Annotated in this window: 14 protein-coding genes; 13 read left to right on the top strand and 1 reads right to left on the bottom strand. The window is 33.0% G+C overall.

Annotated features, from left to right (window positions below; translation table 11 throughout):
* Positions 1–22 precede the first annotated feature (22 nt).
* The 8 genes from ACTHPI_RS04550 to holA are packed head-to-tail and all read left to right on the top strand — an operon-like array spanning position 23 to position 7,591.
* Positions 23–1,207, top strand: coding sequence for an FtsW/RodA/SpoVE family cell cycle protein (locus ACTHPI_RS04550; protein ID WP_445352994.1), 1,185 nt, complete (start codon positions 23–25; stop codon positions 1,205–1,207).
* Positions 1,204–1,548 (top strand): YlbG family protein, encoded by a 345-nt coding sequence (locus ACTHPI_RS04545; RefSeq protein WP_445352993.1) that lies wholly within the window; start codon positions 1,204–1,206, stop codon positions 1,546–1,548. Before ACTHPI_RS04550 ends, ACTHPI_RS04545 begins: the two co-directional genes overlap by 4 nt.
* Positions 1,545–2,096: a 16S rRNA (guanine(966)-N(2))-methyltransferase RsmD gene (gene rsmD, locus ACTHPI_RS04540; protein WP_445352992.1), complete on the top strand. Its 552-nt coding sequence runs from the start codon at positions 1,545–1,547 to the stop codon at positions 2,094–2,096. The genes ACTHPI_RS04545 and rsmD overlap by 4 nt, the downstream gene beginning before the upstream one ends.
* A complete protein-coding gene (coaD, locus tag ACTHPI_RS04535) occupies positions 2,096–2,587 on the top strand; it encodes a pantetheine-phosphate adenylyltransferase (RefSeq protein WP_445352991.1) in 492 nt (163 codons plus the stop codon). The genes rsmD and coaD overlap by 1 nt, the downstream gene beginning before the upstream one ends.
* Positions 2,580–3,617, top strand: a complete 1,038-nt coding sequence (locus tag ACTHPI_RS04530; RefSeq protein ID WP_445352990.1) for a SepM family pheromone-processing serine protease — start codon at positions 2,580–2,582, stop codon at positions 3,615–3,617. Before coaD ends, ACTHPI_RS04530 begins: the two co-directional genes overlap by 8 nt.
* A 57-nt stretch (positions 3,618–3,674) precedes the next feature.
* A complete protein-coding gene (locus ACTHPI_RS04525; protein ID WP_445352989.1) occupies positions 3,675–4,361 on the top strand; it encodes a helix-hairpin-helix domain-containing protein in 687 nt (228 codons plus the stop codon).
* Positions 4,330–6,600, top strand: coding sequence for a DNA internalization-related competence protein ComEC/Rec2 (locus ACTHPI_RS04520; protein WP_445352988.1), 2,271 nt, complete (start codon positions 4,330–4,332; stop codon positions 6,598–6,600). The genes ACTHPI_RS04525 and ACTHPI_RS04520 overlap by 32 nt, the downstream gene beginning before the upstream one ends.
* A gap of 4 nt (positions 6,601–6,604) precedes the next feature.
* Complete coding sequence (gene holA, locus ACTHPI_RS04515) at positions 6,605–7,591, top strand: DNA polymerase III subunit delta (RefSeq protein WP_445352987.1); 987 nt, start codon at positions 6,605–6,607, stop codon at positions 7,589–7,591.
* Positions 7,592–7,632: 41 nt separating this feature from the next.
* On the opposite strand, the gene rpsT is transcribed toward holA, so the two are convergent.
* On the bottom strand, positions 7,633–7,884 hold the full coding sequence (rpsT, locus tag ACTHPI_RS04510) for a 30S ribosomal protein S20 (protein WP_445352986.1): 252 nt from the start codon (positions 7,882–7,884) through the stop codon (positions 7,633–7,635).
* Positions 7,885–8,089: 205 nt separating this feature from the next.
* Here rpsT and rpsO point away from each other — a divergent pair, with 205 nt between their 5' ends.
* The 5 genes from rpsO to tig all read left to right on the top strand — a co-directional run bounded on the left by rpsO (position 8,090) and on the right by tig (position 13,975).
* On the top strand, positions 8,090–8,359 hold the full coding sequence (gene rpsO / locus ACTHPI_RS04505) for a 30S ribosomal protein S15 (protein WP_445352985.1): 270 nt from the start codon (positions 8,090–8,092) through the stop codon (positions 8,357–8,359).
* A 167-nt stretch (positions 8,360–8,526) separates the two neighbouring features.
* Positions 8,527–10,287 (top strand): ribonuclease J, encoded by a 1,761-nt coding sequence (locus ACTHPI_RS04500; RefSeq protein ID WP_445352984.1) that lies wholly within the window; start codon positions 8,527–8,529, stop codon positions 10,285–10,287.
* Between the two features lie 2 nt (positions 10,288–10,289).
* A complete protein-coding gene (locus ACTHPI_RS04495) occupies positions 10,290–11,126 on the top strand; it encodes a tetratricopeptide repeat protein (RefSeq protein WP_445352983.1) in 837 nt (278 codons plus the stop codon).
* 183 nt (positions 11,127–11,309) lie between these two features.
* On the top strand, positions 11,310–12,500 hold the full coding sequence (gene tuf, locus ACTHPI_RS04490) for an elongation factor Tu (RefSeq protein WP_144355161.1): 1,191 nt from the start codon (positions 11,310–11,312) through the stop codon (positions 12,498–12,500).
* A gap of 146 nt (positions 12,501–12,646) precedes the next feature.
* Entirely contained in the window at positions 12,647–13,975 is a 1,329-nt protein-coding gene (tig, locus tag ACTHPI_RS04485) for a trigger factor (protein ID WP_445352982.1), read from the top strand.
* Positions 13,976–14,029: the final 54 nt, after the last annotated feature.

Raw genomic sequence — 14,029 nt, 5'->3', positions numbered from 1 at the left:
TTTTTAAAAGGGGACGGCTCTAGTGCGTCGAAAAATACATTATCTTGATTACCATGTTTTTATACCGTACATTATTTTGGTAATAATGGGAATTATTATGGTTTATTCAGCTAGTTCAAACATCTTATTAATAAATGGGTTTAAACCAGCTACTTATGGAATAAGACAGGCGATTTATGCAGCGGTAGCATTTTTTGGCTTTGGAATTCCGATTTTTGCATTAAAATTAGATGTATTTAAAAAGCAGAAATTTGTTATCTGGTTTATGATGATCAGTTTAGTTATGCTGGTATATTTGGTTGGAATGAAAATTATTAAGGGTTCCAGTGCTGCGGTTAATGGGGCAGTTGGTTGGATTGACTTAGGTTTTATCAATTTACAGCCTTTAGAAGTGGCTAAACTTGCATTAGTAATATATTTAGCTTACATGCTGGATAAACGTGATGGGCAGCTGGTTAGAGGGCAAATTTGGAAACAATTAGGACGTCCAGCGGCAATTGCTGCTGTAATGATGGCTTTAGTTATTGTGGAGCCGGATTTTGGTGGGACTGCTATTTTGTTTATGATTGTTTTAGTAATGTTCTCAGTATCTGGAGTACCTACTGCAGTAGCGTTAAGATGGCTAGCATTAATTGTAATTTCTGTAGCTGCAATTTTTATTATTGTTGTTACTTGGAATCCTAAATTTTTACAAGAAAGTTACCAATTTCAAAGATTGATGTCATTTCTTCATCCTTTTCAATTAGAGCGTAAAGGTGGAGCGCAACTGGTAAATTCTTACTATGCAATTCACAATGGTAATATTTTTGGTGTTGGACTAGGAAATAGTATGCAAAAAAGGGGTTATTTACCTGAACCGTATACTGACTTTATTTTATCTATTACCGCAGAAGAATTAGGAGTAGCAGGAGCAGCGCTTATTTTAATTTTGCTATTTTATTTAATGTGGAGCATTATGGAAGTAGGTTTGCATGCAAATTCACAATTTAATGCGTTAATTTGTTTTGGCGTGACGACTATTTTATTTACAGAAACGCTTTTCAATGTTGGAGCAGTTTTAGGCCTTTTGCCAATTACTGGTGTTACCTTGCCGTTTATGTCATATGGAGGTTCATCGATGATTGTGTTAACGGCATCGGTTGCTTTAGTTCTTAATATTTCTGCAAATGAAAAAATGGCAAGAGAGGAGTTGGAAGTTATAGCATGAGTATAAATCTTGACTTAAAAGACAGTCTCCTTGTTCAACGGACCGGCTTGATTATTTTTTTGAAAAATGCAAGTGATCAGTATAAGCTGCGTCGTTATGGTGATATTGTCTATTTTTCTAAAAAAATGTGCTACTGCATTCTTTATGTTGATACTAAAGATGCAGAACATGAATTAAATGAAATTTCAAGTTTGGATTTTGTGAAACATGTAGAGTTTTCTCAAGAAGAAAACATTTGTCTTTCTAGTCAACATCTTGAAGGACAAATTGCAGATTTGGCTCAAGAAGCAGAAGAGAAACTTTTGAAAAAACAAACAGAAAATGAGGATAAATCAGAATGAGAATTATTTCTGGAAAGTATGCTAAGCGTAATTTATTTACTTTAAAAAGCAATAAAACTCGACCAACTAGTGATAAGGTAAAAGAATCACTATTTAATTCTTTGGGGCAGTTTTTTGATGGAGGACAAGCACTTGATCTTTATGGTGGAAGTGGAGCTTTAGGTATTGAAGCTGTTTCTCGAGGATATACTCATGCAACAATAGTTGATGTTAATTATGCAGCTTGTGAAATAATTAGAAAAAATGTTGCTCTAACTAATGAAGAAGAACGTTTTTCCGTATATAAAATGCCAAGTAATAAGGCATTAAACTTTTTTGAAGAACAAGGCCTTAAGTTTGATTTAGTATTTTTAGATCCACCATATGCTAAGCAACGAATTGTTCAGGATATGAAAAAAATGGATAAGCTGAACTTGTTAAACGATAATGCAATTATTGTTGCAGAAACAGATGACCAAACTACTTTAGATGAAATTCCTGATTTTGAACTAATTAAGGAACATCATTTAGGTAAAACAATTGTAAGGATTTATCGAAAGGAAAAATAATGGTAACAGCACTTTTTCCTGGGAGTTATGATCCTATAACAAATGGACATGTTAGTGTTGCTAAAAAGGCAGCTGAAATTTTTGATAAAGTCTATGTTGTAGTGATGACTAATACTTCCAAAAGTTATATGTTTTCTGCTTCTGAAAGGGCAGATTTTGCAAGGGATGCTTTAAAAAATATTCCTAACGTAGAAGTTTTGAAACGACCAGAGGAGTTAACGGTTAAAGTAGCTCATGAATTAGGAGCTAGTGCAATTGTGCGCGGTGTGAGAAATAGTGATGATTTTCGTTATGAACAGCAAATTGCAGGGATCAATGAAAAAATAGCCCCAGATATTCATACTGTTTTACTATTTACTGATCCTGAACAGAGTTTTGTGGCTTCTAGTATGATTAAAGAAGCAGCTAAATTTGGTGGAGATATTTCAGAGTTTCTACCGGATTTAGCAAAAAAAGCTTTAACTCAGAAAATGAGGAGTAGTCATGAGTAAAAAAGCTAAAAGACAAAATAAAGCTCTTAAATGGATAGTTGGATTACTAATTATTGTGATTTTGGCAGTAATAGCTATCTGGCCGACTAATTATTATATTGAAGAACCAGGTCAGGCTTTATCTGTTGGTCAATTTATTGAAGCTAAAGGTAAGAAACCACAAAATTATTATTTGGTAACTGTAAGTGTAACTAGACAACCGGCCTCAATTCTGCAGTATTTGTGGAGTTTTACGCAAAAATTTGATAGTAGAATTTCTAGTTCAGAATTGTTAGGTGATCAGTCAAATAGTCAATATGAAGAATTGCAAAATTGGTACATGGAAACTAGTCAGCAAAATGCAATTTATTACGCTGCAAAAAAGGCAAACTTAAATCCAAAATTGAAGTATCAGGGCGTTTATGTAATGGATGTCCAAAAAAATTCTAGCTTTAAAAATAAGCTTCAAATAGGGGATACTGTTTTAGGAGCTAATAACCATCGTTTTCATTCTACTGAAGAGATGATGTCATATTTGCAAAAGCAAAAAATTGGTTCTAATGTGAAAATTACAGTTTTAAGAAATAATAAAAAGCAAAACTTTACTGGAAAAATTGTGAAAGTTGCTGGAACTAATAAATCTGGTATTGGCATTCAATTGGTTGAGCGAGTTAGTGTAGAAACTAATCCTAAATTAAAAATAAGTGCTGGAGATATCGGTGGCCCATCTGCTGGCTTAATGTTTACTTTAACTAGTTATGAATATTTTACTCATCATGATTTAGCTAAAGGCCATAAAATAGCAGGGACTGGTACCATTGCTCCTGACGGTAAAGTGGGAATCATTGGTGGAGTTGATAAAAAGGTAGTAGCTGCTGATAAAGCAGGCGCAGAAGTATTTTTTGCACCAACTGATTCGACTGGAGTTAAAAAATCTCAAACTAATTATGTAGTTGCAAAGAAAACTGCGAAACAAATTGGTACTAAAATGAAAATAGTTCCGGTTGATAAGTTTGATGATGCGCTTAAATATTTAAAAACTCATTATTAATAAAAAGCCCAGAAAAAATGTGGGCTTTTTTTCGTATTTAAATAGTGAGGTGATTAAATGAATTTTGAAAAAATCAAAGAGTTTATTTTAGAAAAGAAGCAATATTTTATTATTGGGATTGTAGTTGTAGGAATTTTGTTTTGGATAAAGGGAGAAAATTCTGCACCAGTTGATAATTCTAACTTATTAAGTGAAAAAACAGAACAATCAAAGAATTTCTCTAGTACATCAAATGTGTCCAGTTCAAACACTCCGTCTCCCACTCAGTCTTCTACTCAATCTAAAACTATAACTTGTGATATTACAGGAGCAATTAAACATCAAGGAGTTTATACATTGAAAAATGGAGCTCGTTTGCAAGAATTAATTGATGCTGCTGGAGGTGCAAAACAAAATGCACAATTAAAGGCTGTTAACCGGGCTATCTTATTAAAGGATCAAGATAAAATTCATATCCCATATAAAGGTGAAAAAGTTGATAGTGTTGCTGCAAATCCTTCTGCTTCGTCTGCGTCATCTACATCTTCAGAAGGTGGAGAGAGCAATAGTGGAGATAAAGTTAACTTAAATACCGCTAGTGCGCAAGATTTACAAAAATTAAATGGTATTGGTCAAAAAAAGGCTGAGCAAATTATAGCTTATCGAGACCAAAATGGGCAATTCAAAAAGATTGAAGACTTAACTCAAGTTTCAGGAATTGGAGAAAAAACTTTTGCAGCTCTCAAAGATCAACTTACCATTTAAAATTTGTCAACCAGGATATTTATTTTTGATGGCTTTGTTAATGGTGGACTTATCTTTTGGAATTTTTCAAGGGAAGAGTGTAAGACAAAAAATAGTAATAGTTATTATTGCTGGCTATTTAACTTTATTAATTTTAAAAAAATATTCTACTTTAAAAATAGCTACTGTAGGAACATTATTATTAGGCTTTATAAGTATAAATTTGTTTTCAAAAGTTAAGACTTTACAATTAACTGAAAATACAGTTATAAAAGTTTATCCTGATCAAGTAAAAATCAAAGATGATTGGCTATCTGGAATTGGACATGCGAAAAATATTAAGGTTTCAATTTCTGGAAAAGTTGCTAAAAGTCAAGAAAATATTATTAAACAAGGCTATCCAGTATATATAACACAAATTTCTGGAGACATTGGTGCTGTAGAACCTGCGAGTAACTTAGGACAGTTTGATTATCGAAATTATTATGCTGCTAAGAATATTTTTCAGAGAATAAAATTTAAAAGCTGTAATATTAAAAGCGTCAAAGTTACATATTGGGATAAAATTCATTATTATCGCTTTTGTTTGCAACAGTATTTTGCTAAAATGCCGCGATTATTAGGCTTTTTTGCAAGTGAATTGATTTTAGCAGAAAATAGCTCATCAGATAATCAGGAAGTTTTAGATAATTATCGTGACTTAGGAGTAATTCATTTATTAAGTATTTCTGGATTACATGTTGGTATCTATACTTTAGTAATTGCAAGTTTATGTTATTTTCTTAAAATCACTCAGGAAAAGGCATTTCTTTGTACAATGGTTATTTTGGTAATTGAAATATTTTTGAGTGGAGGACAAGCAGGTTTTGTTCGTGCCAGTTTGACTTATGTTTTAGGGAAATTATTTAAATTTAAAAATTGGAAAATATCTGGGATAGATTTATTAGGATTAACTTGTTTGGTTCACTTATTATTTAATCCTAGGTTGTTTTTAGGAATTGGAGCTATTTTGAGTTATGTTCTGGTGTTAGGATTGCAGCTAACTAGTAACTTGTCAAGTTTTAAGCAATCAGTTTTATTGAACTTATTTTTGACGCCTTTATTACTGTTTTATTTTTACCAAGTAAATATTCTCACTGTATTTTTTAATATGCTAATCGTACCTTATTTTAATTATATTGTGATGCCGATTACATTTTTTAATGTGTTTACTTTTGGTTTAACCAATAAATTTGCACCCATACTTGAGAATTTATTGGAAAATTTTGAAAAAATTATTGGTCAAATTTCAGAAGCTCAATTGGGAATGTTTTTGTTTGGCAAAATTAATTGGTGGCAATGCTTATTATTGTTAATAGTAAGTGCGGGATTATTAGTATGTCTTAATGAAAAAATTGAAAATAAAAAGGTGACTTTTAAAATCAGTGGTTTTATTTTAGCTTTGTATACAGGATTTTTTTGCTTTATTCATTTTCCATTATGGGGCCAAGTTACATTTATTGATGTTGGTCAAGGAGATAGTATTTTAATAACTACTCCGTTGAATAGGCGTGTATATATGATTGATACTGGTGGTAAATTGAATTTTTCCGGAAAAAAGATAAATCCTCAAGTAAATAAAATTACAATACCGTTATTGAAGGCTCAAGGAATTAATAAAATTGATGGTTTATTTGTTTCTCACCAAGATGCAGACCATGTTGGTGATTTGGGACCATTACTTGAAAAAATTCAAGTTGATAAATTATATATGGCAAAAGGTTTAATTAATAATCCATCATTTCAAAAGAGAATTTATGGAAAAATTGCTCATACTAAATTAATTGAGCTACTGGCGGGGATGCGTGTAAAAGAAGCAATTGATTTTGATATAGTTTATCCTTTTAAACCTGGTGAAGGTAAAAATGAAGATTCACTATCATTAACATTTAAAGTAGCTAATAAAAGATGGTTATTTACTGGAGATTTAGGTCAAGATGGTGAAAGAGAAATTTTAAACAAATTTGATATTAAGGCGAATTATTTTAAATTAGGACATCATGGAAGTAAAACTTCATCTAATCCGGAATTTTTATCAAAATTACAACCAGAATTAGTTTTTATTTCTGCTGGACGAAAGAATCGTTTTGGTCATCCTCATTTGGAAACTTTGAATACACTTGAATCTTTACATCTACCATGGGTATCAACCCAAGACTGTGGTATGATTAGCTGGTATTATGGTTGGAAGCAGCCAAAATTTAAAACTTTTTTGGAGTGAAGACATGACATTACTTTCATTATTTAAAAATTCAAATTTAAAAAATCCACAAACCTTGATTTGGAGTGAAGATGACTTTGTTAATGATTATTTAGCTCGTTCATATGCTGCAGAAGATAAATTTAAAGATTTTGATAAAGTGATAGTTGATTGCGAAAATGATGGTTTAGATGAATTAATTGCTGAATTAACAGAATCGAGTTTATTTAGTAAGCAAAAATTAATAATTGTTAAAAATCCGTTTTTTTTAACAGCAAAAGTTGCACAAAAATTTAAAAAACAAACTAAACAATTGGAGGATATTTTTGCTCATATTAACGAAATAGAAGATATTGTAATTTTAATTGCTTCATATGAAAAAATTGATCGGCGAAAAAAATTAACAAAAACAATTATTTCTAATTTTAATGTGGTTGAGCCAAAAATAAAGTCTTATGAGGTTAGTGCAATTACAAAGTCTATTATTAAAGAAGAAGGATATAATATCTCTCAAGCTGCACTTCAATTATTGATTGAGCGAAGTGATCAAGTAATGGATGCTATTTTAAGTAATTATATAAAATTAAAAATGGTTGCAGAAGATAATCGCATTACTGAAAAGTCAGTTGTCCAAAATGTAGATTTATCTCTTGCACAAAATATTTTTGCAATTCTTGATTCAGCAATTAATAAAAATTATTCTGAAGCAATTAATAGACTAAATGATCAATTGCGAGAGGGAATTAATCCAATCCAGTTGTTAGCAGTTTTTGAAAATCAAATTGAATTAATTTTAGTGGTAAAAATCTTAGCTGAAAGGCATAGGACAGAAACTCAAATAGTTAAGGAGCTTGGAGTTCATCCTTATAGAGTAAAATTGGCTTTGAAAAATAGATTAAATATTGAAAAGTTAGAAGAACTGTTAGAAGAAGCAATAAAACTAGATTATAATTATAAAAACGGAACATATGTGGAAGATAATTTCTTAAAAATGTTTGTTTTAAGAGTATGAAAAAAGAGCGAGGATACAAAATCCTCGCTCTTTTAAGTTGATTACTTAGCTAACTTAGCCAAACGACTCTTGTCACGACTAGCTTTGTTCTTGTGGATTAAACCTCTTGAAACAGCTTTGTCCAAAGCACTTTCAGCTTCTAAACGCAACTTGGAGGCGTCTTCTTCACCAGCTGCAACAGCTGCCTTGAACTTCTTAACAGCAGTTCTGAGTTCGTTCATTTGAGCAGCGTTGTGCTTTCTGGTAGCATTTTGTGTTTTAACACGCTTGATTGCTGATTTAATTTGTGGCATATGAAATTCACCTCCATTAACTTGGTAATTTTACTTAATTGATTATACTTAAGAATTTGCTGGGATGCAAGGTAAATTGTACTTGCTTTTTAAAAAAAATCTCGGTATTATAATTAATGTTGTGAACCATTAACGCTGTTATTCGCTCACACCTGACGATTAACGTTGTTAATGGCAATTAGTTTATTTGAAAGGTGAAGTAACTATGGCTATTTCAAAAGCAAAGAAAGACGAAATTATCAAGGAATACGCAACTCACGAAGGCGACACTGGTTCAGTTGAAGTTCAAGTTGCAGTTTTGACTGCTGACATTAACAACTTGACTGACCACATGAAGACTCACAAGCACGACCACCACTCATACGTTGGTTTGCTTAAGAAGATTGGTCACCGTCGTAACTTGCTTCGTTACTTACAAAATAACGACATTGAACGTTACCGTGCATTGATTAAGAAGTTAGGTTTGCGTCGTTAATTTCTTTTTTATTATTAAAAGGGCTAGTCCGTTAGGATTAGTCTTTTTTGTTTTTGTCATAACTATAGCTTTTATGCTAAAATTGATTAAGATTCTTTTTACGTTGTGATCATAAGATCCATAAAAATAAAAAATAGAATAATTAATATTTTAGAAAAGGAAAAACTATGACTGATCAAATTAAAGTTATGATTTTGAGCGGTGTACGTGAACAGGGGAAAGATATGTTTGCCGTTCAAGTTAATGATGAAATTTTTGTCCTTGATGCCGGACTTAAGTATCCGGATAGTTCATTATTTGGAATTGATGTAGTTATTCCAGATCTTGATTTTTTTGAACAATATGGAGATCAAGTAGCTGGAATATTTTTAACTCATGGTCATGCTGATTCAATCGGTGCCTTACCATATATCTTGCGTAAATATGATATTCCAATTTTTGGTTCTGAATTAACTATTGAATTAGCAAAAATTGAAGTAAAGCGTGAAAACAAAAAATTAAAAAAGGATTTATTCCATGTGATTGATGCTGATACTGAAATTGATTTTAAGAATGCAAGTATCTCATTTTTCCACACTACTCACTCAATTGCAGGTTCACTTGGAATTGATGTTCATACTCCAGAAGGTGAAATTGTTTATACGGGTGATTTCAAGTTTGATCCTACAGCAACTAAAAATTATCGAACAGATATGGATCGTTTGGCAGAAATCTCTCAAAAAGGTGTATTAGCATTACTTAGTGATTCTTCAAATGCTGAAGCATCATTTCCTAATGCATCAGAACAAGATATTGGTGAATATGTAACTGATGTCTTCAGAAATGCTAAAGGTAGAATTATTGTTGCTGCTAAAGCATCTAATTTAAATCGTGTTCAAGAAGTACTTAATGCAGCACATGCTACTGGTAAAAGAGTATTATTAACCGGAAGAGATGTCGCTAAAATTGTACGAACTGCTATGAAATTAGGTTATTTAAAGGTTCCTAAAGGTCTTTTAATGCGTGTTAAAGACTTAAAAACAACACCAGATGATAAAACAGTAATTTTAGAAACTGGTCGTATGGGTGAACCATTAAATTCTCTTCAAAAAATGGCCTTAAAACGTCACAGTATGATTACTATTCATAAAGGTGACTTAGTATTTATTGCTACTACACCATCTCACGCTGTTGAAACAATGGTAGCTCAAACAAGTGACTATATTTACCGTGCTGGCGGAAGAGTCATTGAATTGGGCAGAAATATGCATACAAGTGGTCATGCAACAGGTAGAGATTTGCAATTATTGTTAGATACTTTAAAACCAAAATTTTTAATCCCAGTAATTGGGGAATATCGTTTACTTGAAATTCATCAAAAGTTAGCTGTTAAAACAGGTATGCATAAAGATGATATTTACATCACTAAAAATGGTGATTGCTTGAAATATGATTACAAGAAAAAACGCTTTTATTTAAGTGATCCAGTACCTGGAGAAGATACCATGATTGATGGTTCAGGTGTTGGAGATGTTGGTAATATTGTTTTACGTGATCGTGAAGTATTGTCTGACGATGGTATTTTTATTGCGGTTGTAACTATTGATCGCAAAAAGAAGAAAATTATCTCTCAACCGCAAGTAACTAGTCGTGGATTTGTTTATATTAAGGCAAATCATCAATTAATGCGTGACTCAATTGAAGTTATTAAGAAAGCAATTACTGCTAACTTTGAACATAAAAAGTTTGACTGGTCAGAATTAAAACAAGATATTAGAAATGATCTTGAAAAGTTTTTATATAAAAAGACTAATCGTAGACCAGTGGTTTTACCAGTTGTGATGGAAGTAAACCAAAATCGTCATCGTGCTTTACAAAAGCGAAATACTAAGCAAGAAAGTCAAAATAAGAAAAACGTTAAAAAGAATCAAACAAAGGATACAAAATAAGCATGAAATCATTAAGTCAAAAAAACTTGATGAAACTTTCTAAGCAAAATGAAGAAAAAGGAAATATTGATGTAGCTATTCAAAACCTAGAAGAAGCATTGCGTATTTCTAATTCTTTGGACATAGTTTTAGAACTTTGTCGCTTGTATCGAAAAAATAAGCAAGAAGATCAGGCATATGCTCTTATCAAGGCTCAGCCTGATCTTTTTTCGAATAATAAAGTTTCTGAAGAATATTTTAAGATTTTAAAAGCTAATCATTTTTTAATTGAAGCTTTACAATTAGAAAATATATTAGGGAAAAGGTTACCAATTAAGGTAGAAGCTGCTGATTTAAAAAAGCAAAAAGCGATTATGGAACATTTTAAAAGTAAAAAGCAAATTAGCCAATTTGACTATGAGCAATTACTAAAGTTGAATTTGATAAATTATAAAAATTTTGCTCAAAGTTTATTGTTAGATCCTACTCAGGACTTTGCTGTTAGATTATCTTTATGTGAAGATTTAGTTAAACTTGGCATAGATGAAGAGATTAAGGTTTGGATTTTAGATGAACTTGAGAATTTCGTCCCTAAAAATGTAACTTTATTGGAAAAAAATCCAATATATCAAGAAGTTATTTCAAGTATTGCTAGTAGATATCGTAATAATCCAAGCCAATTGCCAATAATGCTTGGAGAAGTTAATTTAGCGTTAGGAACTCTTTATCCAAAAATTTCAAAATATATAACAAATCCTGATAGTTTTGCTAAAAACTTATCTTCGTATCTTGAAAGAGGCGATGGAGAAGGTGACCAGAAGCTATTAGAAAAAATTTATTCAAATTTACCAAATAATTAAGCAAAAAAGGTTTACTTTTTTGGTGAATTTAGTATAATTAGCAAAGGATATTTTCATTAGGCATGGCACTATGCGTGTAAAACACTAGGCATTTGCCGATGAAAGTAGTACAATATTCAACAGAGAATTATCCGTTAACTTATCTCGACGGACTTCTTGCAAATTTACAGGAGGGTCATTTTAATGGCAGAAAAAGAACATTACGTTAGAACTAAGCCACACGTAAACATTGGTACTATTGGTCACGTTGACCACGGTAAGACTACTTTAACTGCAGCTATTACTACTGTATTGGCTGAAAAGGGATTGGCACAAGCTGAAGATTACTCACAAATCGATGCTGCTCCAGAAGAAAAGGAACGTGGTATTACTATTAATACCGCCCACGTAGAATACGAAACTGAAAATCGTCACTACGCTCACATGGATGCCCCAGGTCACGCTGACTACATCAAGAACATGATTACTGGTGCTGCTCAAATGGACGGTGCTATCTTGGTTGTAGCTGCAACTGATGGTCCTATGCCACAAACTCGTGAACACATTTTGCTTGCTCGTCAAGTTGGTGTTAACTACATCGTTGTATTCTTGAACAAGTGCGATTTAGTTGACGATCCAGAACTTATCGACTTGGTTGAAATGGAAGTTCGTGACTTGTTGACTGAATACGATTACCCAGGTGACGATATTCCAGTTGTTCGTGGTTCAGCTTTGAAGGCTTTACAAGGCGACAAGGAAGCTCAAGAACAAATCTTGAAGTTGATGGACATCGTTGATGAATACATTCCAACTCCAGAACGTCAAACTGACAAGCCATTCTTGATGCCAGTTGAAGACGTATTCACTATTACTGGTCGTGGTACTGTTGCTTCAGGTCGTATCGACCGTGGTACTGTTAAGGTCGGTGACGAAGTTGAAATCGTTGGTTTGGTAGACGATGTTAAGAAGTCAGTTGTTACTGGTTTGGAAATGTTCCACAAGACTCTTGACTTAGGTGAAGCCGGCGATAACGTTGGTGTATTGCTTCGTGGTGTTGACCGTGACGAAATCGTTCGTGGTCAAGTATTGGCTGCACCTGGTTCAATCCAAACTCACAACAAGTTCAAGGCTCAAGTTTATGTATTGAAGAAGGAAGAAGGCGGTCGTCACACCCCATTCTTCTCAGACTACCGTCCACAATTCTACTTCCACACCACTGATATCACTGGTGAAATTGAATTGCCAGAAGGTACTGAAATGGTTATGCCTGGTGATAACACTGAATTCACTGTTACTTTGATTAAGCCAGCAGCCATTGAAAAGGGTACTAAGTTCACCATCCGTGAAGGTGGTCGTACCGTTGGTGCCGGTCAAGTTACTGAAATCCTTGACTAATTTCTAACGATATAGTTAAAAAGATGCACTTCTTCATGGAAGTGTATCTTTTTTTACTTCTAAGATTTGTTTTTTGTTTTAGTTTACGGTAAGATAACTTAGTATGCATAAGCAAACTCAAAAATGACATTGGAGGTATTTTATTAATGTCTGTTAAATGGGAAAAAACCGGTAAAACTACTGGTGAATTAACTTTTGATATTTCAAAAGATGAAATTAAATCTGGTTTAGATCAAGCTTTTAGAAGAGTAAAGAAAAATTTACGTGTTCCTGGTTTTAGAAAAGGTCACGTATCTCGTGTAATCTTTGATCAATACTACGGTGAAGAAGCTTTATATGAAGATGCTTTAAACTTAGTATTACCTAAAGCATACTCAGAAGCAGTTAAAGAAGCTGGCATCAAGGCTGTAGGTCAACCAAGAATTGAACCTGTTTCAATGAACAAAGGTGAAGACTGGACTATGAAAGCTACTGTTTCAGTTGAACCAGAAGTTGAATTAGGTGATTACAAGGGTATTGAAGTTCCAAAGCAAAACACTCGTGTTTACGCAAAGGACATTGATGCTGAACTTGAAAAGCGTCGTCAACAAAATGCTGAACTTGTTCTTAAGAAGGGTAAAGCTGAAAAGGGCGACACTGTTACTATCGACTACAAGGGTACTATTGATGGTGAAGCATTTGACGGCGGTTCAGCTGATAACTACTCACTTGAATTAGGTTCAGGTACTTTCATTCCTGGTTTTGAGGACCAATTAATGGGTCATGAAGCTGGTGATGATGTTGATGTTGTAGTAACTTTCCCAGAAGATTACGGTGCAAAGGACTTAGCAGGTAAAGAAGCTCACTTTGCAACTAAGCTTCATGAAGTTAAGGAAAAGCATCTTCCAGAATTAGATGATGAATTTGCCAAGGATGTTGACGATTCAGTTGAAACTCTTGATGAATTAAAAGAAAACATCAAGAAGAACTTGAAGAGCCAAAAGGAAAATGCATCTAAGGATGCTATTGAACAAGCTGCAATCGAAGGCGCAGTTAAGAATGCTAAGATTGATGAAATTCCAGATGCAATGATTCAAGAAGATGTTGATACTCAATTGAACCAATACTTAGGTAATATGCAACGCCAAGGTATTGATCCACAAACTTACTACAAGTTGACTAATACTAATGAACAACAACTTCGTGCACAATTCGCTAAGGATGCTGCAGAACGTGTTAAGACTAACTTAGTTCTTGAAGCAATTGCTGCTGCTGAAAACCTTGAAGCAACTAAGGACGAAATTGATAAAGAAATTAAGGACTTAGCTAGCGAATACAACATGGACGAAAAAGTTGTTCGCAACACTTTAAGTGATGATATGTTAACTCACGACATCACTGTACGTAAGGCAATGGATCTTGTAACTGATAACGCAAAGCAAGTTGCAAAATCAAAGCTTAAAGAAGAAAAAGACGACAAGAAGTCTGATAAGTAATATTGCTTTTACAGAATAAAAGGCAGCTGTAAATCAGCCGCCTTTTTATTTATA

Source organism: Lactobacillus sp. PSON (genome assembly GCF_052615405.1).
Note: the sequence above shows the minus strand (reverse complement) of the source record. Positions and strands in the feature narration are given on the sequence as shown.

What these genes read in the sequence shown, in the direction of transcription:
- rsmD (WP_445352992.1), top strand. Translation starts at nt 1,545, where the DNA reads ATGAGAATTATTTCTGGAAAGTATGCTAAGCGTAATTTATTTACTTTA.
- tuf (WP_144355161.1), top strand. Translation starts at nt 11,310, where the DNA reads ATGGCAGAAAAAGAACATTACGTTAGAACTAAGCCACACGTAAACATT.
- coaD (WP_445352991.1), top strand. Translation starts at nt 2,096, where the DNA reads ATGGTAACAGCACTTTTTCCTGGGAGTTATGATCCTATAACAAATGGA.
- ACTHPI_RS04545 (WP_445352993.1), top strand. Translation starts at nt 1,204, where the DNA reads ATGAGTATAAATCTTGACTTAAAAGACAGTCTCCTTGTTCAACGGACC.
- holA (WP_445352987.1), top strand. Translation starts at nt 6,605, where the DNA reads ATGACATTACTTTCATTATTTAAAAATTCAAATTTAAAAAATCCACAA.
- tig (WP_445352982.1), top strand. Translation starts at nt 12,647, where the DNA reads ATGTCTGTTAAATGGGAAAAAACCGGTAAAACTACTGGTGAATTAACT.
- ACTHPI_RS04495 (WP_445352983.1), top strand. Translation starts at nt 10,290, where the DNA reads ATGAAATCATTAAGTCAAAAAAACTTGATGAAACTTTCTAAGCAAAAT.
- ACTHPI_RS04530 (WP_445352990.1), top strand. Translation starts at nt 2,580, where the DNA reads ATGAGTAAAAAAGCTAAAAGACAAAATAAAGCTCTTAAATGGATAGTT.
- ACTHPI_RS04500 (WP_445352984.1), top strand. Translation starts at nt 8,527, where the DNA reads ATGACTGATCAAATTAAAGTTATGATTTTGAGCGGTGTACGTGAACAG.
- rpsT (WP_445352986.1), bottom strand. Translation starts at nt 7,884, where the DNA reads ATGCCACAAATTAAATCAGCAATCAAGCGTGTTAAAACACAAAATGCT.
- rpsO (WP_445352985.1), top strand. Translation starts at nt 8,090, where the DNA reads ATGGCTATTTCAAAAGCAAAGAAAGACGAAATTATCAAGGAATACGCA.
- ACTHPI_RS04525 (WP_445352989.1), top strand. Translation starts at nt 3,675, where the DNA reads ATGAATTTTGAAAAAATCAAAGAGTTTATTTTAGAAAAGAAGCAATAT.